Here is a 25827-nt window from a genome sequence, read left to right as displayed (position 1 = left end):
GCCGTGACGACCGCCCGTCCTTCAACCGCGACGACCGCGGTGGGGACCGTGGCGGGTTCCGCCGGGACGACCGCGGTGACCGCCGCGACGACCGCGGTGGCTTCCGCCGGGACGACCGCCCCTCCGGCGGCTTCCGCTCCGGCGGCGGCGACCGCCCGTACGGCCGCCGCGACGACAACCGCCCGTCCGGCTCCTTCGGCGGCCGCCGCGACGACAAGCCGCGCTGGAAGCGCAACGGCTGATCCCCGGCACTGAGAACGCCCGACAGGGCCCCCACGGCACCGCCGCGGGGGCCCTGTCCGCGTCCCGGGACACGCCAAGAACCCCCCGCCGGGCTGCTCTTGCCCCATCCGACGGGGCCGGTCGACCGATACCCGATCGGCTGAGGGGCGCGGTCCGGCTATGCTCTGGGGTGGGCAGTGAGGGCCATTAGCTCAATTGGCAGAGCAGCGGACTTTTAATCCGTTGGTTGTCGGTTCGAGTCCGACATGGCCTACAGCTCACAGGGAGGGAGACCCCCTGTCGGGAACTCGGCGCCCCGCCTGGCCTCGGCCATGTGGGGCGCCGAGTCGTTTCCGGGCCCGTGGGTGAACGGACGGCCCGTCACGTCCTGGCCGCCGACGGCATGGGCGTTGCCGGTATCCGGCAACGTTCTCGCGGGCTGCCTACATGGCACGGCCCTGGTCAAGGCAGGCCGCCGCCGATAGCGTGGAGGGAACGCGCCAAGATCCGGCGCATGGTGTGCCGGGAAGTCTGGTCGGCGTCCCAGGGGCCGTGTGCCCGCGACCCACCGAGATCCAGAAGGCGCCCCGCGATGACCTCCAGCTTCAGACCGCTGCCCGAACGACGGATTGGCATGATCCTGATCGCTCTCGGGACGCCCGCCCTCCTGGCCGGAGCCGTCTGCTACGTGCTTCCCGGACCCGGCCTCCCCCTGCTGGTCACCGGGGCGGCCCTCACCATCACCGGCCTCGCCCTGGCCGCCTCCGACCGCGTCCGACGCGGCTGAACGCGATCCGGAAGGCACATCTCCCATGAAGTGGCAGTGGATCGGCCTCGCCCTGTTCTCCGTCACCCTGCTGCCCGCAGGTCTGGCCATGGCCTCCGACCGGGTACCCCGGCCCCTGCGCGGCAGGCTCGCACCGGTACGGCCGCGCGGCCTGGGCGTCCTGCTCATCTACTCCACCGCCCCGGTCAACGCGATTCCGCGCCTGGCGGGTGCCTCGCCGGACACGACGCTGATGTGCACGGCCATCGGTGGTGCACTGGGCGTCGCCGGCGCCCTCGTACTCGGCTTCGCCTCCCGCCGGCCCCGTCACCGCCCGCCCGAGCCCGCGCGGAACGCCTGACGATGTGTCCCTCTCCCGTCCCGCGCCACCGCGGACTGCGCGCGTGCGCGTCCGTCCTCACCTGGTGGGCGGCCCTCGCCCTCGCCCTCTGGCTGCTGGGCAGGGGCTTGGGGCGCCCCGCGGGCCTCCCTGCGTGCGCGGCCTCGGCGGCTCTGCTGACCGCGGTGGGAGAGGCCGGCGACTGGGTACGGCGGCGGTGGACGGCGCGCCGCCAGGGCGACAGCCGCGGCACCCGCCTCCGCTGAGGCCGCACGTACCGAAGGGCGACGCCTCCGGCGGCCCTGCCGCATCGAACCACCACCGGCGCGTTTGCGCTGATCCACGCCACTCACAAGGGGGAATGACATGGGCGTCGCTAACCGGCGACGAAGGAGGACGCTCGCCGTCGCGGCGGGTGCGGCGGTACTCGCTTCGGGAGCGGGCCTCTACGGAGCCGCCGAGACCGGCAGTTGGCCCTTCAAGGCGCGCTACTGCTGGGGGGCCTGGCAGGAGGACAGCGGTCCGAGGTTCCTCGGCGACAAGGCGCTCGGCAAGTCCGGCTCCGAGCGGCGAGCCAAGGAGTCGGCTCCGCCCTCGGCCGCCAGGCCGAACGCCACCTGCACGGTCACCATCGCCTCGTCGGTTCCCGACGACGACTCCGACGACCCGCTCACCTTCGACAAGCGCGTGACCCTCGCGTACGGTCCCGTCCCGGCCGCCCCCGCGGAGCACCGTGCGTGGATAGCCCACTTCTTCGACGGGTCGGCCTCGCCGCTGCCCGACGGACTGGACGGGATGGTCGCCGGCGATCGGGCCGTGCTCGTGCTCCCCGATTCCTGTGACGTGTCCGGCAGGCCGACGGTGGTCACGATCCGCAGTGAGAGCTGGGGTGACGGCCATCTGGGAAAGAAGGCCATGCCCTTCGCCATCGGAAACCGCATGGACGTGGCCCGCATGCTGCTGGACGCGGCCAACGCCACCATGGCGGAGGCCGGTTGCAGCCCCGGCAGGCCGCTGCGCTCGACGTCACCGATCGCGGTCACTGCCGAGAAGGAGGACAGGGCCGGCAGCCCTCTGTGCCGGATTCCGGGGGTGACCTTCGAATTCGGGAAGGACCGCGTCCACGAGCAGCGGGTGGGCGTGGTCGCCGACGGTCTCCAGACGTGCTCCGCCGTGCGGCGCGCACGCGGGGTGCCCGACGAGCCGGCCGCGCAGTTCGTGATGGCGGCCGGGCCGCGCATGGCGGCCCTGTTCGACGGCCTTCCCGACGGCGCCGGCCAAGGCCTCGTACGGGCCACCTGTGACGGGCGGACGACGGTCTTCTACGGGAACGTCGAGCCCGCACTCAAGGCCCTGAGCCGGCCCGACGAGCGGCAGGTGTTCGCGAACTTCGTGAAGTCCGTCAGCGAACGCATCGGATGCAAGGCAGGGGAGAACGCGTGAGCGCCGACGAAAACCGACCGGAAGAGGAGGGGAACTCCGTGGCGAGCGACGAGGACGGCATGCCCCCGGCGGTGGCAAGCGGCCCGGATCAGCTTCCCGAGCCGGCCCCCGCCCGGCCCTCACGGGTGCGGCGGCTGCTGCGGAGCCGGACCGCGCGCGCCACGGTCGCGGGCGCCCTCGCCGGCGCCCTCCTCGGGGCCGGCACGGTGGCCTGGCAGACCGACACCCTGCCGCTGCTCCGCCCCGCACCCTGCTGGGACTCCCTGAGCGACTCGACGATGTCCGCCCTCTTCGGGGAGCGCCGGACGGAGGTCGAGGAGCAGAGGCTGCAACCCGACCCGAACGGCCGCGGCTTGACCTACGGCCAGTGCCGCATCACCGGTTACAAGGGCGACCGGGTCAGCCGGCAGCTGACCGTACGGGTGCACAGGCTGGACGGGCTGTCCGGAAGCGACGCGCGGCAGTGGCCCGAGGAGTTCCTCGCCGCCGGCATGGTGGCCCTGGGGGAGGGACTGCCCGGCATGGCGTCCTCGTCCCGCGCCTGGCTGCCGCTTCCCCAGTCGTGCACCGGCAGACCCGGCGACTTCGAGGGCCCGGTCGTCGTCGACGTCGGCATGGGCCCGGCGGACCTCGAGGTCGACACCGCGTACACCCGGCGGGACCGGGCCGGGCTGGCACGTGCAGTGGTGGACGCGGCCAACGGCGTCATACGCGATTTCGGCTGCTCCGGGGTCTACCCGCCGCCCGACCTGCCGAAGGACGTCATCACCTGGCAGAACGCGCAGCCGGAGGCCTTCTGCGGCATCAAGGGCCTCACCCTCCCCGCGGAGTACCGCGAGAGCCTGGCGCGCGTCCGGATCAGCGGAGACGGCACCCCCGCCCGGATCTGCGAGTCTGCCCGCGACTACCCCAAGGCCTCGGTACGGCTGACGACCGTCGTGGACCCGACTCTGACGGCCGTCTTCTCCCAGGACGTCCTCGAGGGAGGCACGTCCTTCGTGGGCCCCGACGGACAAGGATCGTTCCACGCGACCCGGGCCGTGTACCGCGCGCTCTGCCAGACCGGGCCCGTGATCTTCATGCTGGAGCAGAAGGACAGGATGGGGAAGACCGACTCCGCGTTCCTGCGCACGCTGCTGCCCGCCTACATCGAGGCGGAATCCCAGCGCATCGGCTGCGGCACCGAGAAGGTGACGATGCCGCAGCCCTGAGGGCCGGCGGGCCCGACGGCAGCGGACACCGCGTCGGGCCCTGCGTCAAAACTGCATAAAGATTGCCGGTGGCAGGCAATGAAAAAATCCGACACGAGTGCGACGATCGCGTCGTCCGTCGATATCGCACAGTCGGCCAGGAGGCGCGCAATGGGCTTGTTTCTGGGTCTCGGCATTGCCGGCCTCGTGCTGCTGGCTGCCTCACTGGTGTTCGACGGTGTTCTGGAGGGTCTCTTCGACGGTGCTTTCGGCGGCCTGTTCGACGGATGGCTGTCGCTTCCGGTGGTCGCGGGCTTCGTCTCGATGCTCGGTTTCACGGGGGCGATCGTGCTCGGGTCCACGGGACTCGGGCCGGGGCCGGCCGCTGCCTGCGGAGCCGTCGCCGGGGCGGGCGCCGGCTGGGTCGTGTGGCGGCTGAGCCGAGCGCTGATGCGGGACCGCGGTGGGGACGCCCCCCGCGGCGAGGAGCTCATCGGGTCCTCTGGCAGCGTCGTGACCGCCATTCCCGCGGACGGATACGGCGAGGTCCTGCTGCGGCTGGCCGGCCAGACGGTGAAGTACACGGCCAGGGCCGACGTTCCACTGGCGCGCGGCACCGACGTGTGGGTCACCGCGATCCTCTCTGCGACGTCCGTCGCCGTTCGCGACGTGCAGCACTGACCGACAGAACATCCCGCAGACCGGCTGACGGCATCCGTCCGCCCATCCACCATCGATCTGCCGCTTCGGGGGCAGGAGGGGGTCCCTCATGAGCCCAGTCGTCACCGCGGTCGTGGGAGTCGTCGTACTCCTCGTCCTGCTCGCCCTGGTCGTCGTCACCCGCTACAAGGTCGCAGGCCCCAGCGAGGCCTTCATCATCACCGGCCGGCGCGGGAAGAGGTCCACCGACCCGGAGACGGGACGCATCTCGACCGACAACAGCGGCCAGAAGGTCGTGGTCGGCGGCGGCGTGTTCGTCGTCCCCTTCGTCCAGCAGCGGTACAGCCTCGACCTGTCCAGCCGGCACATCCCGGTCGCCGTCCGCGGCGCGGTCACCCTGCGCGGTATCAAGGCCAACCTGGAGGGTGTCGCGATCGTCAAGGTCGGCGGCACCGACGACGCCATCCGCGCCGCCGCGCAGCGCTTCCTGCAGCAGCAGGACGGGATCGTCGGCTTCACCCAGGAAGTGCTGTCCGGGGCCCTGCGCGCCATCGTCGGCCGGATGTCGGTGGAGGACATCATCCGCGACCGCGCCGCGTTCGCCGGCCAGGTCGCCGAGGAGGCCGAGGCCAGCCTGTCCGGTCAGGGCCTGGTCCTCGACGCGTTCCAGATCCAGGACATCACCACCGAGGGTTCCTACCTCGAAGACCTCGGCCGTCCCGAAGCCGCCCGCGCGAAGCAGGAGGCGGACATCGCCGAGGCCAACTCCCGCCGGGTGGCCGAGCAGGCCCGCCTGAAGGCCGAGGAGGAGATCGCCGTCGCCGAGCGGACCCTGTACCTGCGCCAGGCCGAGATCAAGGCCGAGACCGACGCCGCCGCGGCCCAGGCCAACGCGGCCGGCCCGCTGGCCGAGGCCGACCGCCAGCAGCAGATCCTGGCCGAGCAGGAGAAGGTGGCGGAGCGCCAGGCCGCCCTGACGGACCGGCAGCTCGACACCGAGGTGCGCAAGCCCGCGGATGCCCGCCGCTACGAGGCCGAACAGGAGGCGGAGGCCAAGCGGGTGGCCCGCGTCAAGCAGGCCGAGGCCGAACGCCTCGCGGCCATCGCCGCGGCCCAGGCCGAGGCCGAGCGCGCCCGCCTCACCGGTGAGGGCGAGAAGCAGCGCCGCTCCGCCCTGGCCGAGGCGGAGGCCATCGAGGGCGCCAAGCGAGGCGAAGCCGAACGGGCCCGGCGCGCCGCGATCGCGGAAGCGGTACGCCTCGAAGGCGACGCGGAGGCGGCCGCCATCGCCGCCAAGGGCGCCGCCGAGGCCGAGGCCATGCAGAAGAAGGCCGATGCCTTCGAGAACTACGGCGACGCGGCGGTCATCCAGATGCTGGTCGAGGCGCTGCCGCAGGTCGTGGGCAAGGCCGCCGAACCGCTGTCCGCCATCGACAAGATGACCGTCATCTCCACCGACGGCGCCGGCAAGCTCTCCCGTACCGTCGCCGACAACGTCGCCCAGGGGATGGAACTCCTCGGCTCCACCACGGGCGTCGATCTGGCCGAGCTCCTCAAGGGCCTCACCACCCCGAAGCCGGCCGCGCCCGAGCCCGGCCGGCCCGCGGCGTCAGAACCTGCCGCAATCGACGGGAAGATCGAGATAACCGGGTAGCGCTCACGAGCACCGCCTTGGCGCCCCGCGCGGCCTCGGCCGGGTGGGGCGCTTCGGGTGTTCAGGACCAGCCCGGGTCGCGCAGGGCGGCGGCCGGCGTTTCCGCCACCGTCTTCGATTCCTTCAACACGGCTCTGACCTGGGCTTATGCCCTGCCGGAGGGGGGTGGAGGGGCCCCGCGGACGACAAATGTGCGCAGGCTCCCGCTCCGATGGCGTAGGGTTGTGTCTACCGACGCGGGGTGGAGCAGCTCGGTAGCTCGCTGGGCTCATAACCCAGAGGTCGCAGGTTCAAATCCTGTCCCCGCTACTCAGTACGAGGCCCGGCTTCCGATGGAAGCCGGGCCTTCGTCGTTTCCCTCCCGGCCCGAGGGTCTGCCGTGACGGTGCGTGAGGAAACGGCCGCGCACTGCAAGTTTGATGAGGGTGCGTCAAGGGGCGTGTATGGCTGAAGAGATGCGCAAATCGCGGGCCGTACGTCCGATTTGAGCACCGGATGCCCGTTTTGGCTGCCGCAAAAGCGGCCACCCCGCGACCCCTTGGCCGGAATGATCAAGCGCAGCGGCTTGGAATCATTCCCCTGCGTCTATTACCGTTCGATAACGCAGTGCGGTCGTCCCAGCCGTCGCAAGAGGCGGCGCCGTGTGCGTTCGACTGTCCCCCCTGAGGAGTGTGCCCCGGTGGCCTCCAACGTGCCTGCGCCCGACGGCGTCGAGATCCAGGAACCGCCGTCCCCCGGCGCCTGGGGCGAGTGGAACCCCACCGAGGACTCCGTCCGCCCCGTCCGCGGCAAGCACCGCGTCGCCAAGCAGGGCGGGACACTGGCCCGCAGCTCCACCGTCCTCGGCGTCGGCATCATCGCCGCCGTCGGCGCCGGCGGCATCGCCACCGCGCAGGACCGGCCCCAAGTCCCCATATCCATCCCCTCCCTGACGGGCCCGTCCGACGACGACACCGGCCCGGACGCCGGCTCCGAGAGCGGCAGCGGCGCGCGGACCGGCATCCTCGCGCAGCAGGCCGAGGCGCCCGACGCCGGCGAGATCCTGCGCACGCGGATCCTCCAGCAGGCCGAGCACCAGACCGACGCCGCCGCCTCCCAGGTCCGCGCCGAAGCCGCCCGGGCCGCGCAGGATGCCGCCGCCGCCGAGGCCAGGGCCGCACGGGAAGCCGCGGAGAAGGCCGCCGAGGAGACCCGCGCCGCCGCGGAGAAGGCGGCCGCGGAAGCCGCCGCCGCGAAGGCCGAGGAGGAGCGGATCGCCAAGGCCGCGGGGAGCTACTCCCTGCCGACCTCCTCCTACACCATCACCTCGTACTACGGCGCCTCCGGCGCCATGTGGTCCTCCGGCCAGCACACCGGCCTCGATTTCGCCGCCCCGACCGGCACCCCCGTCAAGGCCGTCGCCGGAGGGAAGATCATCTCGGCCGGCTGGTCGGGCGCCTACGGCTACCGCATCGTCCTCCAGCTCCCCGACGGCACCGAGATCTGGTACTGCCACCTGTCCTCGATGTCGGTCACCTCCGGCCAGGTCGGCGCCGGCGACACCATCGGCCGCGTCGGCGCCACCGGCAACGTCACCGGCCCCCACCTCCACCTGGAGGTCCGCACCGGCGGATCGGCGACGGACCCGCTGGCGTGGCTCCGCTCCAAGGGTCTGAACCCGTAGCCTGCCCGGGCCTGCGCGCCCCCGGCAGGAACGGCCGCCGCGGCGGCAGCAGGTCCTCCAGGACCGCCGCCCGCGCCAGCGCCGGCCCGGCCGTGGCCCGGCGCTGCCACAGGCTGCGGAGCAGCTCCGCCTCCCGCCCCGCGAACTCCGGATCCCCGGCCCGGCCCGTCCGCGCCCGCCGCCGCAGCAGCGCCAGCGCGGCCGCGTCCGCCTCGTACCGGGCCACCGCCCGGCCCGCGGCACGGCCGCCGCTGCGCCGTGCCAGCTCCCTCGCCCGGGACCGCGCGGGCACCGAAGCCATCGCCGACACCTCCGCAGGAGCCAGCCAGCCCGCGGCCGCGTACACCTCCAGTTCCCCGGCCACCTCCCGCAGCCTCCGCCGCCGCATCCGCACCGCCAGCCACAGCAGCAGCCCGAACAGCGGCACCATCACGCAGCCGTACACCCGGTAGAAGCCGTACTCCCCCATCCGCGACGAGCTGTTCCACAGGGCGTGCAAACCCACCGCGAGGGCCAGCCCCAGCAGCGGCAGCCCGCACCGCGCGGGCCGGCTCCGCCGCCGGCCGGCGTGAACCGCGGCCGCGGCGCCGAACCCGAGCCCCGTCAGGACCGTGAACAGCGGGTGCGCGAACGGCGACAGCACGATCCGCACGAAGAACGTCGCCAGCGTCACCGAGTCCAGGACGCCCACCGAGCTCTCCCGGTCCTCGGTGAACGCGTTCCCCAGGTAGAGGACGTTCTCCGTGAACGCGAACCCGGTGGCCGTGAACCCGGCCACCGTGAACCCGTCCGCCGGCCCCGTGAACTGCGGTCCCCGGAAGGCGAACACCGCCAGAAGGGCGGCCGCCTTCGCGCTCTCCTCCACCACCGGGGCGATCGCCACCGAGCCGAGCAGGTCCGCGTCGGACGGGTCCGCGGCCGCCTCCGCGATCCACTCGGTCGCGAAGTCGTTGGCCAGTATGGCGATCAGCGCCGCGGTGCACGCACCCCAGCCGAAGCAGAACAGCAGCATGGCCCACGGCCGGGGCGCCGCCCGGCCCAGCCACCGGAACGCCGCGAGGAGCGGCGCCACCGGCAGCACGGCCAGGCCGAGGCCCACCAGGAAGCCGGCGGTGCCGGTCTCTTGGCGGACGAGTTCGAGGATCGCCAGGCCGGAGGCGGCGAGGACGGCGAGCACGCACGCCCGCGCCCAAAGGCGCAGGCGGACCTGCGCCCGGGCACGGGGGCCGGGAAGTGCCGGGGACACACGATGACTCTAGCGAGCCGCCCCGACACGGGGAGTGACCTCAGGCGTTCTCCACCCGGCGGAACAGCAAGTCGTGTACGACGTGCCCCTTGTCCAGGCCCTGCCCCTCGAAGCGGGTCAGCGGCCGGAAGTCGGGCCGCGGCGCGAAGCCGCCGTCCTCCTGCGTGTTCTCGAACAGCGGGTGGGCGGTGAGGACTTCGAGCATCTGCTCGGCGTACGGCTCCCAGTCGGTCGCGCAGTGCAGCACCGCGCCCGGCGCCATCCGCGTGGCCGCGAGGTCCAGGAACTCGGGCTGGATCAGCCGCCGCTTGTGGTGGCGGGCCTTCGGCCACGGGTCCGGGAAGTAGACGCGGATCCCCGCGAGGGAGGCCGGCGGCAGCATCTCGCGCAGCAGGATGACCGCGTCGCCGTTCGCCACGCGGACGTTCGTCATGCCGCCGCGCTCGGCGAGGGCCAGGAGGTTCCCCTGGCCGGGGGTGTGCACGTCGACCGCGAGGATCCCGGTGTCCGGGTCGGCCGCGGCCATCTGCGCCGTCGCCTCCCCCATGCCGAAGCCGATCTCCAGCACGACGGGCAGCCCGCCGAACATCCGGCCGAGGTCGAGGACCTCGCGCCCGTCGATGTCGAGGCCCCAGGTGCCCCAGAGCCGCTTCAGGGCCTCGCCCTGCCCGGTGGTGACCCGGCTGCGCCGCGGCTGGAAGCTGCGGATCCGCCGCTCGTGGTGCGAGCCCGCCGGGTCGGGTGCGGGGCCGTCGGGGAACCGCGGCTCGGTGCGCCACTTGGGCGGCACGTAGGAGTTCGCCGCGGGCTCGGCTTCCGGGGCGTCGGACTGGGGGGTACGGGACTCAGACACAATCCCGGAATTCTACGGCCCGCCCCCGCACCCCGCCCGCCGACGGCCCCGGCGCCCGGGGCCTTGGCCTCCCCGGCGGCACGGCCGCCGCCGTCGCAGCCCGGCCGCCGCCCTGCCAGCCGCCGCTCAGCCGTCCGGCCCGGGGAGGCCGCGGGTCAGGCGCGGGCCAGGGCGTCCAGGGTGCGCCGGGCGATCTCGCGCCCGATCGGCAGTGACGCGGTCGCCGCGGGCGACGGCGCGTTCAGCACGTGCACCGTCCGCGGCGCCTCCCGGATCAGGAAGTCGTCGACGAGCGTCCCGTCCCGCAGGACGGCCTGCGCCCGCACCCCCGCCTCGGCCGGCCGCAGGTCCTCGGCGGTCACCGCCGGCAGCAGCCGGCGCACCGCCTCCGTGAACGCCGCCTTCGACAGCGAACGGCGGATCTCGCCCGCCCCGTACCGCCAGTGCCGCCACGCCATCCGCCAGGCACCCGGCCACGCCAGCTCCTCCGCGAGGTCCCCCGGCCGCACCACGCCCCAGCCGTACCCCTCCCGGGCCAGCGCCGGCACCGCGTTCGGCCCGACGTGCACCCCGCCGCCGATCCCCCGCGTCAGGTGCACCCCGAGGAACGGGAACGCCGGATCCGGCACCGGGTAGACCAGCCCGCGCACCAGCTCGGGCCGCGCCAGGTCGTAGTACTCGCCGCGGAAGGGGATGATCCGCATGCCGGGGTCGTCCCCGGCCAGCCGGGCGACCCGGTCGCAGTGCAGCCCCGCGCAGTTCACCAGCGCCCGGGCCCGCACGACGACGCCGGCCGTCGTGCGCACCGCGACCCCGCCGGCCCGCCGCGACACCAGGTCGACGGCGCCCCCGTAGACGATCTCCGCCCCGGAGGACTCGGCGAGCTGCCGCGCCACCAGCCCGTAGTCCGCGATCCCGGTCGTCCCCACGTGGATCGCGGCCGCCCCGCGGACCTCCGGCTCGTACTCGCCGATCTGCGCCGCCCCCAGCTCGCGCACCGGGATGCCGTTCTCCCGGCCGCGCTGCACCAGCGCATGCAGCCGGGGCAGCTCCTCGCGGTCCGTCGCGACGATCAGCTTGCCGGTCACCTCGTGCGGAATGCCGTGCTCCGCGCAGAACTTCGCCATCTCCGCGGCGCCGCCCACCGCGAAGCGCGCCTTCAGCGAGCCGGGCCGGTAGTAGATGCCGCTGTGGACGACCCCGCTGTTGCGGCCCGTCTGGTGCCGGGCCGGGCCCGGCTCCTTCTCCAGCACCACCACCCGGGTCCCCGGCGCCAGCCTCGACAGCGCGTACGCCGTCGACAGCCCGACGATCCCGCCGCCGACCACCACCACGTCGCAGTCGGCCGCGCCCCCGGCGCGCACCGCGCCGCCGCCGCCCACGCTGTCCTCCAAGCCGCCACCTCCCACCCCTGCATACTGCACCCCGCCACCGACAGGGCGGCTACGCGGGGGCCACCAGCAGCGGCCGGGCCCGCTCGCGCAGCTCGGCGACGCGCGGCTCGTCCCCGTACGGCTCCAGCCGCTGGAGCAGGTCCCGTACGTACTCGGTCGTGCGCGCCGACGAGATCCGGCCCGCGACCTCCACCGCACGCGTCCCCGCGGCGCACGCCGCGTCGAGGTTGCCCGACTCCAGCTCCGCGACCGCGCTCACCACCAGCCGCAGGCCGTGCGAGCGCACGTACTCCTCCGTGGGCCGCGACAGCGCCTGCTCGGTGAAGCGGCGCACCTGCCGGGGCAGCCTGAGGTCCCGGTAGCACTCCGCCGCGTCCGCCGCGAACCGGTCGTACGAGTAGAAGCCCAGCCACGTCGGGTCCGGGTCGCCCGGGCGCGCCCGCTCCAGCCAGCCCTCCGCGGCCCGCAGCGCCGCCCCGGCCGCCGCCGAGTCGCCCGCCTTCGCGTGCGCCCGCGCCTCGACCAGGCGGAAGAAGCTCATGGTGCGCGCGGTGGCCAGCCCGCGGTTGCGCTCCACGGCCGCCTGCGCCAGGTCGACTCCCTCGTCGGGGAAGTCCCGGTACGTCGCCTGCAGGGACATCGACGCCAGCACGTACCCGCCGAGCGGGACGTCGGCGGCGGCCCGCGCCAGGCGCAGCGCCTGGATGTAGTAGCGCTGGGCGGCCTCCTGCTGGCCGGTGTCGAAGGCCATCCAGCCGGCCAGCCGGGTCAGCTCGGCCGTCGCCCCGAACAGGGCGCGGCCCACCTCGTCGCTGTACGAGCCGAGCAGCAGCGGGGCGGCGTCCATGCGCAGGCACTCGGGCACCATCGACGAGCGCCAGTCGCCGCCGCCGTACTTGGAGTCCCAGCGGCGGGCGTCCTCGGCGGCCTCGCGGAGCTTGCTGACGTCGCTGTGGCCCACGCGCTGCGGCGAGGCGTCGGCCAGGCCCACGACCGCCGGGGGCGCCGCCGGTGCGCCGGGCGCGGCGGCGGCGTGCGGTGCGGGCGGGGTTTCGCCGGAAGGCTGCGGGGGCACAACCGTGGACGGCGCGGCCGGAGCTGCCGGAGCGGAACCGGCCGAGGGCCCGTGCGGGGCGGGTCCGCGTGCCACCGAGCTGTCGGCGGGGGATATCAGCCAGCGTGAAACCGGCGTCGCGTACGCCGACACCGAGAAGGAACCGGCCAGCGACTGCCAGATCCCGCCGCCGCCGCGGCGGCCGGCGAGGTCGAGCCGGTAGAGGTCCGTGGCCGAGCGCACCGCCGCGCCCACGTCGCGGGGGAAGGCCAGGCCCACCTCGGGCGCCGGGTCGGCGTCGGCCAGGCCGATCTCGTGCAGCGGCACCGGTCGGCCCAGCTTCGCGCCGATCGCGGCCGCGATCAGGTGCGGGGCCGCGCCCTGCGGCACCATGCCCTTCGCCACCCACCGGGCCACCGAGGTCTTGTCGTAGCGGAGCGTCAGGCCCCGCTGGGCGCCGAGGTCGTTGACGCGCCTGGCCAGCCCGGCGTTGCTGATGCCCGCGAGGGCGAGGACGGCGCCGAGCTTCTCGTTGGGTTCGCGGAGCTCCCTGGACATGCGCCACCCCTCGTCACACGCGGAACGCACTCAACTCATACGCCGCCGGGGCATAGGCGCCCGGCATTTCGTAAACCCAGCGTAGTTCCCCGCCTCCCAAGCGTTAAGGCCTCGACTTCCGTATGGCGGGATTGTTGTCCGCCCGCACAGTCCGCCCCGGCCCGGCGCCGACGGCGCGCGCCCGCCCGCGTGCTCCGGCCGTGTGGCCGTGCGCCCGCCCGTGCGCTCTGGCCGGTCGCCGGGCCCGGCGATTCGATGTGCCGTGCGTGGGTCGGCCCGCTGCGTGGATCCGGCGGGCCGGGGGATGCCGCCGCCCCAATCCCCGCGGGTGGCGGAACGGTCCGGGAGGTGCGCCGCGCTTCCCGGACCGCGCCCGCGCGCCGCCGCGGCCGCGCGCATCCCCCTTGTGCGCGGTGCACTCAGTACGGCCTGAGAATGGCCGAAACCGACCTCCGGGCCGGTGGCGGCGGACGCCCAAACACCGCGGGGGCGCGCTGTGTTCGTTCGCACGTGCGCCCTCCCGCGCCACTCCCGCACGCCCTTCTCGTGGCAGCATGGACCCGAGCCACCCGGGGTCCGGCCGGCCGCGCCCTCGCGCTGCCCGCGCCGCAGCCGCCCCGGTCGATTGCCCACGGGCTGGGGAGGCGGCGGTGCGCTGGTTGGTGGGGTGGAGCAGTATCGCCGCGAGCTTCGGCACGGCCGGCCGCGTCGGCCCCGGCGGCCGCCACCACCGCGGCCGCGACCACGAGCCCGGGTACGCGTACGGATACGGCCCCGACGGCCCGGTCACCGGCGGCATCGCCGACGCCGCCCGCGCCGACGACCCCGCCGGCCGCGACGCCGAGCGCACCGTCGTCCCCGTCGGCGCACAGCTCCTGTGGGGCGACCCCGACCCGCTGTGGGCCGTCGGCGACTGGCGCCCCGACGAGATCCGCACCCTCACCGCCGACCCCGCCGACCCCTTCACCCGCATCGCCGTCCTCGGCTGCTGCGGCGCCACCGACGCCGAACTGCGGCGCGCCCTCACCGCCGCCCGCGGCGGAGCCCTGCGCCACCTCACCCAGTGGTCCGGCAGCTACACCGCCGTCGTCCAGGCCGGCCGCCGCATCACCGTCGTCGGGGACCTCGCCGGCGCCCGCCCCGTCTTCTACACCCCCTGGGCCGGCGGCACCGCCTACGCCACCGCCGCCCTCCCCCTCGCCGACCTCATCGAGGCCCAGCTCGACATCGGCCACCTCGCCGCCCTCCTGGCCTGCCCCGACAGCCCCGAAGCCCTCGGCGACGGCACCCCGTACGAAGGCGTGCGCCGCATCCCGCCCGGCCACGCCCTCATCCTGCGCGAGGGCTCCCGCGAGATCACCGGCTACGAGCCGGTCGCCTCCCTCGCCGTGGCCGCCCCCGAGGCCGACGCCGAGCGCGCGGTGGAGGGCGTACGCGAAGCACTCGTGGACGCGGTGCGCGCCCGGCTCACGGCCCCGCGGCACGCCCCCGACATCCAGCCGTACGACCCCGGGCCCGTCCCCGGGATGGGCCCCGCCGAGCGGCGAGCCGCCCGCGGGATGCCCGCGCCCGTGCCCGGCGTCGGCGCCGACCTCTCCGGAGGCAGCGCCTCCGCCACCCTGGCCCTCCTCGCGGCAGGCCTGCCCGGCGCCCCGGGCGCCCTCCTCGGCCGCACCGGCGAGCGGCTCCTCGCCGTCACTTTCAACGACCTGGCCACCCCGAGCGGCCGCGAAGCCGAACTCGAACGCGCCCGCGCCATCGCCGCCGACCCCCGCCTGCGGCACGTGGTCGTCGCCGCCGCCGAGGAAGCCCTCCCGTACGCCGACCTCGACGGGCCCCTCACCGACGAGCCCGGCCCCTCCCTCGTCCACGCCTCCCGCGAGCGGCGCCGCCTCGCCGCCGGCTCCGCCGACCACTTCGTCGGCCACGGCGCCCGCCAGGTGCTCGACGCCCACCCCGCCCGCCTCGCCGACCTCCTGATGGACCGCCGCAGACGCCACCTCCTGCGCCCCATGGCCGCACTCGCCCGCTCGGCACCCGCCGCCGGGGAGTCCCTGACCGTCCCCTTCGCCGTGTACGCGGCCGCCCGCCGCCTGGCCCGCACCCCGTACCGCACCGGCATGGAGGCCGCCGCCGCCCGGCTGCGCGGCGGCGACATCGGCCCCGCCGGGCCCGGCGGCCCGGTCGACGCCTCCCTCGCCGCCCTGACCTGGTCCCGGCCGGGCCCGGCCGCGGGCTGGCTGACCGGGGAGGCACTCGCGGAAGTATCGATCCGCCTCGCCACCGCGGCGGGCCGGCCCCCGCTGTCCCTGCGGCCCGGCGAATGCCGCGCCCGCGCGGCCCTGACCCGGCACGCCGCCGACCACCGCGTCTTCGAACAGGCCGTCGAGGTCCGCAGCCAGCGCCTACACGCCCCGTTCCTCGACAACCAGGTCGTACGGGCCGCCCGCGCCCTGCCCGACCCGCTGCGCGTCCAGCCCGGGGCCCGCGCCGCCATCCTGCGCAGCGTGCTCTCCTCGGCCGGGGTCCGCGAACTCCCGCCCGGCTGGGGCGCCCCCGCCCACATCCCGAACGAGACGGCCACCCGCCTCGGCCTCCGCGCGGCCCTCACCACCCTCCTCTCCCTCTTCACCGCCCCCCTGCTGGCCGACGCCGGCCTGATCGAGGCCCGCGTCGTCCGCCAGGCGCTCCTGGACGCGGCCGAAGGCCACCCCGTCCCCCTCGACGGCCTCGCCGAACTCGTCTCCATGGAACTCTGGCTCGGCCGCCTCCTGTCCCGCCGCGGCACCTGCTGGACGGGCACGACGACGCCCCGCCGCAGGGCCGTCCCGAACGGCGTCCCGACGCCACGGGCGGCACTGTCCTGAGGGCGGGGGCTCGGCGGAAGCCCGGCTGACCGGGATCAGGGGTGCGACGCGGGGGCGGGGTGCGGGCGGGAGCCGACCGGCCCGCCCCGGACACCATCAACTGCCGGGGACACCCCCAGCCACACACCCGACCCCGACCGATCGGCTCCCGCCGAACCGCACCGCGGCCGTCACACCCCCGACGCCGCCCCCTCGTCCACCGCCCGCCCCCGCCCTCCCGCAACGCCGCGTCCGTGCCTCCGGCCGGTCAGCGGCAGGTGAGGACGGCGTCGGCCCAGCTTGCGAGGGTTGGTCTGGGGCCCTTGCCGAGCGGCTCCACCACCAGGCGGATCGTTTCGTACCCGGTCAGCGGTACCTCGACCGCGGCGGCCCGGTCGGTGCGGCCCAGGGGGGCCGACTGCCACAGGCGCCGGTCGCCGGCCCAGACCGAGAAGCGGACCTTGCCGTCGGAGAGCAGGGACAGCCGGTCCACTCCGGCCCGGGCGGAGAACGACGTGCACTGCCGGTTGAGCGCGATGTCGACCGAGGAACGCGCGCTCACGGTGAGGCCCTGGCCGTACTGCCGGTCCGCGATGCCGATCGTCCACCGCTGCCACACCCAGCTGCCGGGCCAGGCCCGCAGTTCGGGCCCGCGGTGGTCGCCGAGCGAGGAGTACCGCAGCGAGGCCAACTGGTAGTTCCGCGCCGGCTCGGGCGGCGGTGTCGGCCGGGGCGACGAGGACGGCGTCGGGGACGCGGATGGCGCCGGGGCCGGGCTCCGCGGAGCCGACGGGCTGGGCGTGGGCCTTGCCGGCGGCTTCGGCGCGGCGGACGGCGGCGTCGGCGACGGCGACACGGGCGGTGTTCCCGCGGACCGGGCCGGGACGGGGGCCTCGGCGGTCGGCGGCTCCGATGCGGACGGGGTCGGCCGCTGAGGCACCGGCACGGCGGGCGCGGCGGCCCGCGGCGCGGGATGTGCCTGCGGCGCCGGCTCGGCATCCTCCCCGGCCAGGGCGAACACCACCCCGGCAGCGGCGGCGACCGCGATCCCGGCGGCCAGGCCGGCCTTGGCCGGCAGCCCGATGCCCTCCGACACCACGGCACTTCCCACTCCGGCCCCGGGGCCCCCGGCACCACCGCCGGCAGCAGCCCCGCTCCCGGCCGTGCCCGCGGCACCCGCCGCACCCGCGGCCCCACCGGCAGCGGCCCCACCGGCAGCGGCCCCACCGGACGCGGCGGTCCCACTGGACGCGGCGGCCCCACCGGCGGCAGTCCCTCCCGACGCGACGGCGGCCGCGCCCGCTCCGCCCGCGGCGGCGGCACCGCCGGCCAGCACACCGGCGGCCTTCGCGGAGTACCCGGCGGCGAACCAACCGATGACCGCGACCGGCAGGAGCGCCGGGATGCCCGCGTTGACCTCCCTCAGCTCACCCGCGGCCAGCCGGCACCGCGCGCACTCCTCCAAGTGCTTGCGCAGCCCCCGCTCGGCCCGCATCCGCAGCCCGCCGCGGGCGAAGGCGCCCAGCCGGTCCGCGTACCGGGCGCAGTCGCCGCCGGCGCTGAGCGCGGAGCTCACATGCGCCTGGAGGTAGGCCTGCTTGAGCCCCTCCCGGGCCCGGCCGGCCAGCACGGCCGTCGCGTTGGGGCTCAGCCCGAACAGCGGGGCGACCGCGCTCGGCGAGGCCTCCTCGACCGTGGTGTGCCACAGCACGGCCTGCCACCGCTCGGGTAGGCTCCGGAAAGCCTGCACTGCCAGCGACCGCTCGGCCTCGTGCATCGCCTTGACGTCCGCGCCGAGTTCGAGGGTGTCGTCCCCGGCCCGCCCGGTCGCGCCGCCGCCCTGCTCCGCTCCTGCGGCCGCCTGCTCGGCGAACAACGCGAAGTCGTCGACGAGGTGTTCGCGCCGGGCGGTCTTCCCCCAGGCCGCGGCGACGCGCCGCACGGTGGTCAGCAGGTAGGCCCGCACCGCCTGGTCCGGCCCCGCGCCGCCCCGTACCGCCTGGAGGGTCCGCGTGAACACCTCGGCGGTCAGGTCGTCGGCCGTGTGCGCGTCCCGGCAGCAGGTCCGCGCGTAGCGCCGTACGGAGTCGGCGTGCCGGCGGAACAGCTCCTCGTACGCCCCGTCGTCGCCGGCGCGCATCCGGGCGATCAAATCGCCGTCGGAGGGGGGGAGTTCGGGACTGCCCGCCCGGGGTGCGGCATGCCTGCCCCGGGCCGCGCGCTGGGCCGGTACCTGCCCCGGCAATGCATCGGCCTCGGCTTCCCCGGCGGCCGCACCGATCGGCTCTTCCCGACCGTCAACGCTCATCGCGGAAGCTCCCGCACGACAGACTCAACCGGTACACCGTTCCAGCCTGTCACACGGGGGGCGCGCGCCGGACCACTCGCGCAACCATCCACCCGTCCGTGCAGCGTCCGCACGGCGAGCCGTACCGCCTCTCACCCGTTCGAGTGAGGATGCGTCCGCGGCCGCCCCTGACGACCGCACACATCCCTTGCCGCAGCGGTTTCCGCCGGCCAACCCGCGGGGGCCCGGGCGCGCCCGCCCGCAGCCCGGAGCGCCGGCACACCGGACTCCGGGCAGGCGCGCCCGTCACACGGTCAGGCGGTGCGGGAGCGGAGCCCCTCGAGCAGGATGTCGAGCAGCCGGGCGGAGGCCGCCGCCTGCTGCGCCGCGTCGGGCAGGGCCGGCGCGGCCGTGGCTATGACCAGCAGCACGTCGGCCACGGTCACGTCGGCACGCAGCTCGCCCGCCTCCCGCGCGCGGTCGACCAGCCGGCCGACGACCTCGAGCAGGGCACCCGCACCCGCGTCCGGCGACGGCTCGTCGGCGGCGGCGCTGCCGCCCACGACGCGCAGCTCGGGAGAGCCCGCGGCGCCTGCCTGCCGCTGGTGCGGGACGCGCGCCTCCAGCGCCTCCTCGGCCTCGTCCTCGGCGGAGCGCACCCGCAGCACCTGCGGCGGAAGCAGCCGCCCCGCGCCCGAGGCCACGGACGTGCGCAGGAAGCGGGAGAGCGCCTGCCAGGGCTCCTCCTCCTGGCCGAGCGCCGTCCGGGCCTGCTCGGTCAGCCGGGTGGTCTCCTCCTCGGCTATGCGCCGAACCAGCACGTCCTTGCTGGGGAAGCGCCGGTACACCGTGCCGACGCCGACGCGGGCGCGCCGCGCGACGTCTTCCATCGGGGCCCCGTAGCCGAGTTCGCCGAACACCTCGCGGGCGGCGCGGAGCACGTGCTCCAGGTTGCGCTGGGCGTCGACGCGCAGCGGCGTGGAGCGCACGCCCGACGCGGCGGTGCCGCCGGTGATGACGCGGCTGTTGGTCTCGCCCTGCAGCGCGGCCGCAGAGCCATGGAAATCGGAAATGTTCATATGTATCCCCCGGTGATCACTTGTCTCCCCCCGGAGACATCCCCGCCTTCGTGTCGGGGTAGACCACGGTCAGTGGTCTCGGTCTCACTCCCCGACGAGATACGAACATAGTTGAGCCAGAGTCAATTCAGAAGAGGCAGCCCCCCTCCGGGCGCCGCCCGATCGGAGCATCGCCCCCCACTTTTCCGGTCCAAGCCCCCGGAACCACCCTTTCCGTAGCCCCTGACCTGCACAACTCCTCCCCCTTTCGTGCCCTCCGGGACCCCCGACCCACTGCTCCCTCCGGTCACACAATTTGCCTGGCCTGTGGACAAACTCCCAGCCACGTTGCGTCATGGGATGGTGAAGGCTGCTCACTCCCGAGGCACGGCCCCCGGCACTCCGCCCGCCACGCCCGCCGCGTCCACCGGCCCCGCCGCGTCCACCGGCCCCGCCGCGCCCGACCGCCCAGGCGCCGCACCACCCCCTGACGCCGCCCCGCCCCCCGAGGCGCCCCCGGACACCCCGGCCGAGCCCGCCCCCGCCGGGTCCACCGCGTCCACACCCGCGGCGCCCACCCCCGCCCCCTCCCCGGCCCCCGCCCCCCGCCCGCAGGACGCCCCGGCCCGCATCCTCGTCATCGGCGGCGGCTACGTCGGCATGTACACGGCCCTCCGGCTCCAGAAGAGGCTGAGGCCGGGCGAAGCCGAGGTCACAGTGGTCACCCCCGAGCCGTACATGACGTACCAGCCCTTCCTCCCCGAAGCGGCAGCCGGCTCCATCTCCCCCCGCCACGTCGTCGTGCCGCTGCGCCGAGTCCTGGACAAGTGCCGCATCATCAGCGGCGAGGCCCACCACATCGACCACGCCAAGCGCACGGCCACCCTCACCACCCTCGCCACCGCCGAGGAGGGCAGCGGCCCCCTGGAGATCGAGTACGACGAGCTCGTCCTCGCCCCCGGTTCGATCTCCCGGACCCTCCCCGTCCCCGGCCTCGCCGATTACGGCATCGGCTTCAAGACCGTCGAAGAGGCCATCGGGCTGCGCAACCACGTCATCGAGCAGATGGACATCGCCTCCTCCACGCGCGATCCCGCCCTCCGCGACGCCGCCCTGACCTTCGTCTTCGTCGGCGGCGGCTACGCCGGCGTCGAGGCCCTCGGCGAGCTGGAGGACATGGCCCGCTACGCCGCCCGCTACTACCACAACGTCAAGCCCGAGGACATGAAGTGGGTGCTGGTCGAGGCGACCGACCGCATCCTCCCCGAGGTCGGCCCCCAGATGGGCGTCTACACCGTCCGCGAGCTGCGCCGCCGCGGCATCGACGTCCGCCTCGGCACCCGCCTGGAGTCCTGCGAGAACCGCGTGGCCGTCCTCAGCGACGGCTCCCGCTTCCCGACCCGCACCGTCGTCTGGACCGCCGGCGTCAAACCGCACCCGATCGTGGCCGCTTCCGGCCTGCCCCTCAACGACCGCGGCCGCATCCGCTGCACCGCCTTCCTCACCGTCGAGGGCGTCGAGCACGCCTGGGCCGCCGGCGACGCCGCCGCCGTCCCCGACATCACCGCCGCCGAACCGGGCCACGAGTGCGCCCCCAACGCCCAGCACGCCGTCCGCCAGGCCAAGGTGCTCGCCGACAACCTCGTCGCCTCCCTCCGCGGCGGTGTCCTCACCGAATACGCCCACCGCTACGCCGGCTCCGTCGCCTCCCTCGGCTTCCACCGCGGCGTCGCCCACATCTACGGGCGCAAGCTGAAGGCGTATCCGGCCTGGCTGATGCACCGCATCTACCACCTCAGCCGCGTCCCCACCTTCAACCGCAAGATGCGCGTCCTCGCCGAGTGGACCCTCTCGGGCCTCTTCGCGCGCGAGATCGTCTCCCTCGGATCACTCGAACACCCCAGGGCAGAGTTCGAACTCGCCGCCGGCGGCGGCCACCTCCCGCCCCCGCCGCCGCCCGACCCGGAGCCCCCGAAGGACAGCCCGAGCTGACGCTGTCAGTGCCGTCGGACACACTGGACGTGTGACCATAGGTGCGCTGACACCTGCACAGAGTGACATCGTCCAGCGACTCACCCCAGCGATACAGCGACCACTCGCGACACCACGAGGCTTGAACGCAGTGAACTTCACGCGCTGGAGCGCCCGGTTTCCCGGAACGCAGCGCCGCGCCGCCGCCCGGTCCGAACACGCCGCCGCCCAGGCCAAGCGGGGCGAGGGAGCCGTCCCGGCGGCCCGCGGCGCCGCCGGCCGCGCCGCCGCTGCGGACGGCGGCCCCGCCGATCCCCCCGCCGCCGGCATCGGGACCGGCCCCGGCGCGGGTCCCGCCGCGGCCGGCCCGGGCGCGCCCGGCACCGTCCCCGCCGTGCCGTCCCTCGACGAACTCTCCGTACGCGAGGTCCTCGGCCGCCTCCCGGCCCTCGTCGCCCTCGTCCACGGCCCCGAGCACCGCGTCGCCTACGTCAACGACGCCTACACCGCCGGCTTCGGCCCCCGCCCCACCGGCACCCCCGCCCACGAGGCCCTCCCCGAGCTGGGCGAGCTCGGCCTCCTCCCCCTCCTCGACCAGGTGCAGCGCAGCGGCCGCCCCCGCACCGCCAAGAACCGCTCCGCACCGGGCGGCGGCAGCTCGTACACCGTCACCTGCACCCCCGTCGAGTTCCCGAAGGAGGCCCACGGCCCGGACGCCGACCAGCCCGCCCACCCCGGCTCCGGCGTCATGATCCACCTGGCCGACGTCACCGACCACGCCGAAGCCCTGGAACGCCTGCGCGCCAGCGAGAGCCGCCAGCGCGAGGCCGCCGTCACCCTCCAGCGCTCCCTGCTCCCGCAGGAACTGGAGCAGCCCGACGACCTGCGCGTCTCCGCCGTCTACCACCCGGGCGGCACCGAGGCGGCCGTCGGCGGCGACTGGTACGACGTGATCACCCTCGGTGCCGGGCGGACCGCGCTGGTCATCGGCGACGTGATGGGCCGCGGCGTCCGCGCCGCCGCCGTCATGGGCCAGCTCCGCACGGCCGTGCGCGCGTACGCCCGCCTCGACCTGCCGCCGCACGAGGTGCTCCAGCTGCTCGACGGCCTCGCCGCCGAGATCGACGCCAGCCAGATCGCCACCTGCGTGTACGCCGTCCACGACCCCAACGAGGGCCTCCTCGCGTACGCCTCCGCCGGCCACCTGCCGATCCTCGTCCGCGACGCCGACGGGACGGTACGCCGCGCCGCGGAGCCCACCGGCCCGCCGCTCGGCACCGGCGGCTGGCTCCACGCCTCCGGCACCATCGCCCTCGGCCCCGGCTCGACGGCCGTCCTCTACACCGACGGCCTGGTCGAGCGCCGAGGCGAGGACATCGACGAGGGCGTCGCCGCCCTGGAGCGGGCCCTCGCCGGCGCGCAGGGCAGCCCGTCCGTCATCTGCGACCGCCTGATGCGCGCCCTGGGCGTGGACGCCGACCACGACGACGACGTCGCCGTGATGGTCCTCCAGCAGCCGGACCGCACCGGTCCGGAGGCCGAGCTCTTCCACAACGCCGCCCTCGACCTCCTCGGCGGCGTCGAGGCGGCCCCGCGCGCCCGCGCCTTCGCCCAGGGTGTCCTCAGCTCCTGGCGCTTCCCCGTCGAACTGTGCGACCTGGGCGTCCTCGCGGCGAGCGAGCTCGTCGCGAACTCCCTCCAGCACGGCACGCCGCCGATGAGCCTGCGCCTGCGCCGCACCGACCGGCGCCTGATCGTGGAGGTCACCGACGGCGACGACCACCTGCCGCGCCGCCGCCGCGCCGAACCGGGCGACGAGACCGGCCGCGGCATCGCGATCATCGCGACGGTCGCCTCGTCCTGGGGCTCCCGCCGCACGCCGGGCGGCGGTAAGGCCGTCTGGTGCGAGTTCGCCCTCCCGGACAAGCCGGCCGCCGGCTGACCGGGGAAACGGAAACGGGCCCGGTCCGAACGGACCGGGCCCTTCCCGCATGTGCGGCTTCCTACGCGGCCACCGGCGCGGCAGCGGGGGCCTTCACGGTGACGGCCCGCGGAGCGCCCTTCAGCAGCGACGGCTGGTCCTGCGCCGGCGCCAGCTCCCGGCCGAGCCGCAGTGCCAGCACCGCGATGCCCAGCGAGACCGCGACGAACACGGCGACATACAGCATCGGAGCACCCGCACCCAGCGGTACACCCAGCGGCCCCAGCGCCAGCGCCAGCTGCTTGACCAGGGCGAAGGCCGAGTTGTACTGGCCGACGGAACCCTCCGGCGCCAGATCCGCGACGAGCGGCGCGAGCGTCGGGGACAGCATCGCCTCGCCGATCCCGAAGAGCGCGTACGTGGTGACGAACGCGGCGGCGGCCGCCACGGCACCGCCGTGACCCAGCCCGGAGAACCCGGCGATCAGCCATGCGGCGGTCCAGATCAGACCCACCAGCGCGATCACCCGGGACCGTCGGCGCCGCTCGACCAGCTTCAGCACGGCGAACTGCGCGACGACGATCGCCCCGGTGTTGGCGGCCAGCGCGAGGCCCAGCGTGGACGGCGAGATCCGCGCCGCCTCTGTGCCGAAGGCGGCGAGCCCCGACTCGAACTGCCCGTAGCAGGCGAAGAAGATCACGAAACCGAGGACGAGCAGCTTGGCCATCGCCCGGTGCCGGACCATCCGCTTCCAGCCGCCGCCGGCCTGCGACGGGTCCCTCGGCACGGCGTCCTTGATGCTGGGCGCGTGCGGCATCCGCACGGTGAGGATGACACCGGCCAGGACCAGGAACATCACGGCCTCGATGCCGAACAGCAGGGTGAAGCTGCCCGGGCGGCTCTCGTCGACGATCTGGCCGCCGATGAGGCCGCCGATGCCCAGGCCGAGGTTCTGCATGAAGAACTGGAGGGCGAAGGCCCGGGTCCGCGTCCCCGGGGTGGAGCACCACACGATCATCGTGGCGAGCGCCGGCTGCATCACGGCCTGTCCGGCGCCCAGCGCCAGGGCGGACAGCAGGATCGGCACGAGCCCGTCGGAGAGCCCGAGGGCCAGCGCCCCGGCGGAGGCGGCGACGGCCGCGCCGATGACGACGGGGACGGGGCCGCGGCGGTCGATGACGCGACCGGTGAAGGGCAGGGCGACCAGGGCGCTGACGGCGAACGCGACGAACGCACTGGTCGCCGCCATGGAGCCGAGCTCCCGCACCTGCGCCACGTAGATGTAGAGGAACGGAACCGTGAAGCCGATGCCGAACGCCGTCAGCGCGTTGCCGGCCTGGATCCGCCGCATCGCGGCGCCCATCACCTTGGTCACTTCTCACCTGCCCAGATCACTGAAGTCTGAAGACTTCACAGCTAAAGTTCGACGCTTAAGAGTACACATCGAAGGAGTTAGACGCCAACGCGCTCGTGCGATACTTCGGACCATGGGTGACACCGCCGACGGCCTCCAGCCCGTCCCCGAGCCGAGCCTCGACGAGCAGATCGCCGTCTACCAGCGCGAGTTCCAAGACCTCGATCCGCAGGTGGAGAAGGTCGTGTCGGCGCTGAGCCGACTGAACCGCCGCATGAACGTGGCGTACGGGCGCCAGACCGCGGCCCTCGGCATCAGCAACGCGGAGTGGGAGGTCCTGAAGGCCCTCGTCATCTCCGGAGCCCCCTACCGGATGGGCCCGAGCGAACTCGCGAAGCAGCTCGGCCTCACGCCGGCCGCGATGACGCACCGCATCGACCGCATGACGGCGGAGGGGCTCGTCACCCGGGAGCGGGACGAGTCGAACAGGGTGCGCGTGATCGTGGAGCTCACCGACGAGGGCCGCAGCAAGTGGCTCGACGCGATGCGCGCGGCCACGATCTTCGAGGAGGACCTCCTCCAGGACCTCTCCACCGAGGAGCGCGGAGTCCTGGGTGACATGCTCACAAGGCTGCTGGACCGGGTCGAAGACCTCCAGTCCCGCAACTGACAGGGCTCGCACCAGGGGGGTTGACACGACCTCCCTGGGTCCGTAAAGTTCTGCGGGTTGTCCCTGAGCCGAAAGGTTTTGGGCGCAACTATCCGCCGCCTCGTTGCGGCACCCAACTCAGCACGATCTCCCACCGGGAGTGAATTCGGCATGCCCGAATTACTTCCCGAAGGCCGATTAGGAATCGACCGGGAAATCCACTAGAGTTCTGGGAGTCGGAAGGGCCCAACAGCCCGGAAGACAAACCCCGCTGACTGGGGGTCAGGCCCGAAAGGATCTGATAGAGTCGGAAACGAAGAACGAAAGCCCGGAGGAAAGCCCCAGTAAGTGTTACTGCGGGTGAGTACAAAGGAAGCGTCCGTTCCTTGAGAACTCAACAGCGTGCCAAAAATCAACGCCAGAAGTTGATACCCCGTCCACTCCGGTGGATGAGGTTCCTTTGAAAAGACCTTCAGGGTCCGCTTCGGTGGGCGCCTGGGGGCAACAAACACAGCGAGGACGCAGTGGTCAGTCGGTCATATTCCGACCATGACTGGCCCGCTCTACGTGTGTGTGCACCGGCTGTATTAATTTACTGGCCGAGTAAACATTCATGGAGAGTTTGATCCTGGCTCAGGACGAACGCTGGCGGCGTGCTTAACACATGCAAGTCGAACGATGAACCTCCTTCGGGAGGG

19 protein-coding genes, 2 tRNA genes, 1 rRNA gene and 1 pseudogene are annotated in these 25827 nt (G+C 74.4%); 16 read left to right on the top strand and 7 right to left on the bottom strand.

Translation table 11 applies throughout. The features are described 5' to 3' along the window. From ACZ462_RS10235 to ACZ462_RS10185, 11 genes and pseudogenes are all read left to right on the top strand, one after another. Nucleotides 1-242: pseudogene (locus tag ACZ462_RS10235) on the top strand (DEAD/DEAH box helicase); the annotation flags it as partial. 181 nt (nt 243-423) lie between these two features. Further along, a tRNA-Lys gene (locus ACZ462_RS10230) sits at nt 424-496 on the top strand. A 360-nt stretch (nt 497-856) separates the two neighbouring features. Further along, on the top strand, nt 857-1009 hold the full coding sequence (locus tag ACZ462_RS10225; protein ID WP_467805799.1) for a hypothetical protein: 153 nt from the start codon (nt 857-859) through the stop codon (nt 1007-1009). Between the two features lie 25 nt (nt 1010-1034). Then, on the top strand, nt 1035-1349 hold the full coding sequence (locus ACZ462_RS10220) for a hypothetical protein (RefSeq protein ID WP_467805800.1): 315 nt from the start codon (nt 1035-1037) through the stop codon (nt 1347-1349). Between the two features lie 2 nt (nt 1350-1351). Further along, complete coding sequence (locus tag ACZ462_RS10215; RefSeq protein WP_467805801.1) at nt 1352-1594, top strand: hypothetical protein; 243 nt, start codon at nt 1352-1354, stop codon at nt 1592-1594. Nucleotides 1595-1694: 100 nt separating this feature from the next. Continuing rightward, the gene (locus tag ACZ462_RS10210) at nt 1695-2771 is read left to right on the top strand and encodes a hypothetical protein (protein ID WP_467805802.1); all 1077 of its coding nucleotides are present in this window, start codon (nt 1695-1697) and stop codon (nt 2769-2771) included. Beyond that, a complete protein-coding gene (locus tag ACZ462_RS10205) occupies nt 2768-3982 on the top strand; it encodes a hypothetical protein (RefSeq protein ID WP_467805803.1) in 1215 nt (404 codons plus the stop codon). Before ACZ462_RS10210 ends, ACZ462_RS10205 begins: the two co-directional genes overlap by 4 nt. 150 nt (nt 3983-4132) lie before the next feature. Then, the gene (locus ACZ462_RS10200) at nt 4133-4642 is read left to right on the top strand and encodes a hypothetical protein (protein ID WP_467805821.1); all 510 of its coding nucleotides are present in this window, start codon (nt 4133-4135) and stop codon (nt 4640-4642) included. Nucleotides 4643-4730: 88 nt separating this feature from the next. Continuing rightward, on the top strand, nt 4731-6275 hold the full coding sequence (locus tag ACZ462_RS10195) for a flotillin family protein (protein ID WP_467805804.1): 1545 nt from the start codon (nt 4731-4733) through the stop codon (nt 6273-6275). A 235-nt stretch (nt 6276-6510) separates the two neighbouring features. Continuing rightward, nucleotides 6511-6584 (top strand) — tRNA-Met (locus ACZ462_RS10190). A gap of 370 nt (nt 6585-6954) precedes the next feature. Further along, a complete protein-coding gene (locus ACZ462_RS10185; RefSeq protein ID WP_467805806.1) occupies nt 6955-7938 on the top strand; it encodes a M23 family metallopeptidase in 984 nt (327 codons plus the stop codon). On the opposite strand, the gene ACZ462_RS10180 is transcribed toward ACZ462_RS10185, so the two are convergent. The 4 genes from ACZ462_RS10180 to ACZ462_RS10165 form a co-directional block, all read right to left on the bottom strand. Further along, a complete protein-coding gene (locus ACZ462_RS10180) occupies nt 7847-9184 on the bottom strand; it encodes a PrsW family intramembrane metalloprotease (RefSeq protein WP_467805807.1) in 1338 nt (445 codons plus the stop codon). The genes ACZ462_RS10185 and ACZ462_RS10180 overlap by 92 nt on opposite strands. Nucleotides 9185-9224: 40 nt before the next feature. Beyond that, nucleotides 9225-9974, bottom strand: coding sequence for a tRNA (guanosine(46)-N7)-methyltransferase TrmB (gene trmB / locus ACZ462_RS10175; RefSeq protein ID WP_467805822.1), 750 nt, complete (start codon nt 9972-9974; stop codon nt 9225-9227). A 218-nt stretch (nt 9975-10192) separates the two neighbouring features. Continuing rightward, nucleotides 10193-11431 (bottom strand): L-2-hydroxyglutarate oxidase, encoded by a 1239-nt coding sequence (gene lhgO, locus ACZ462_RS10170; protein WP_467805808.1) that lies wholly within the window; start codon nt 11429-11431, stop codon nt 10193-10195. A gap of 49 nt (nt 11432-11480) precedes the next feature. Then, nucleotides 11481-13043, bottom strand: coding sequence for a sporulation protein (locus ACZ462_RS10165; protein ID WP_467805809.1), 1563 nt, complete (start codon nt 13041-13043; stop codon nt 11481-11483). A gap of 650 nt (nt 13044-13693) precedes the next feature. Between ACZ462_RS10165 and ACZ462_RS10160 the strand changes: the two genes are divergently transcribed. Continuing rightward, entirely contained in the window at nt 13694-15910 is a 2217-nt protein-coding gene (locus ACZ462_RS10160) for an asparagine synthase-related protein (protein WP_467805810.1), read from the top strand. Nucleotides 15911-16157: 247 nt separating this feature from the next. Here the strand turns inward: ACZ462_RS10160 and ACZ462_RS10155 are convergent, their stop codons facing one another. Both ACZ462_RS10155 and ACZ462_RS10150 read right to left on the bottom strand, forming a co-directional pair. Beyond that, nucleotides 16158-18197: a sigma-70 family RNA polymerase sigma factor gene (locus ACZ462_RS10155; RefSeq protein WP_467805812.1), complete on the bottom strand. Its 2040-nt coding sequence runs from the start codon at nt 18195-18197 to the stop codon at nt 16158-16160. A 293-nt stretch (nt 18198-18490) separates the two neighbouring features. Further along, complete coding sequence (locus ACZ462_RS10150) at nt 18491-19255, bottom strand: TetR/AcrR family transcriptional regulator (RefSeq protein ID WP_467805813.1); 765 nt, start codon at nt 19253-19255, stop codon at nt 18491-18493. 639 nt (nt 19256-19894) lie between these two features. On the opposite strand from ACZ462_RS10150, the gene ACZ462_RS10145 reads away from it, so the two are divergent. Both ACZ462_RS10145 and ACZ462_RS10140 read left to right on the top strand, forming a co-directional pair. Next, entirely contained in the window at nt 19895-21226 is a 1332-nt protein-coding gene (locus tag ACZ462_RS10145; RefSeq protein WP_467805824.1) for an NAD(P)/FAD-dependent oxidoreductase, read from the top strand. Between the two features lie 130 nt (nt 21227-21356). Then, nucleotides 21357-23147 carry an ATP-binding SpoIIE family protein phosphatase gene (locus tag ACZ462_RS10140; protein ID WP_467805825.1) on the top strand — a complete coding sequence of 597 codons (1791 nt, stop codon included), beginning with the start codon at nt 21357-21359 and terminating at the stop codon, nt 23145-23147. Nucleotides 23148-23208: 61 nt separating this feature from the next. Here ACZ462_RS10140 and ACZ462_RS10135 read toward each other — a convergent pair whose 3' ends face one another. After that, complete coding sequence (locus ACZ462_RS10135) at nt 23209-24489, bottom strand: MFS transporter (protein WP_467805826.1); 1281 nt, start codon at nt 24487-24489, stop codon at nt 23209-23211. 124 nt (nt 24490-24613) lie between these two features. On the opposite strand from ACZ462_RS10135, the gene ACZ462_RS10130 reads away from it, so the two are divergent. Together ACZ462_RS10130 and ACZ462_RS10125 are read left to right on the top strand one after the other, a co-directional pair. Next, nucleotides 24614-25150 (top strand): MarR family winged helix-turn-helix transcriptional regulator, encoded by a 537-nt coding sequence (locus ACZ462_RS10130; protein ID WP_467805814.1) that lies wholly within the window; start codon nt 24614-24616, stop codon nt 25148-25150. A gap of 589 nt (nt 25151-25739) precedes the next feature. Next, nucleotides 25740-25827, top strand: a 16S ribosomal RNA gene (locus ACZ462_RS10125); the annotation flags it as partial.

Source organism: Streptomyces sp. NPDC031121, assembly GCF_055570615.1.
Note: the sequence above shows the minus strand (reverse complement) of the source record. Positions and strands in the feature narration are given on the sequence as shown.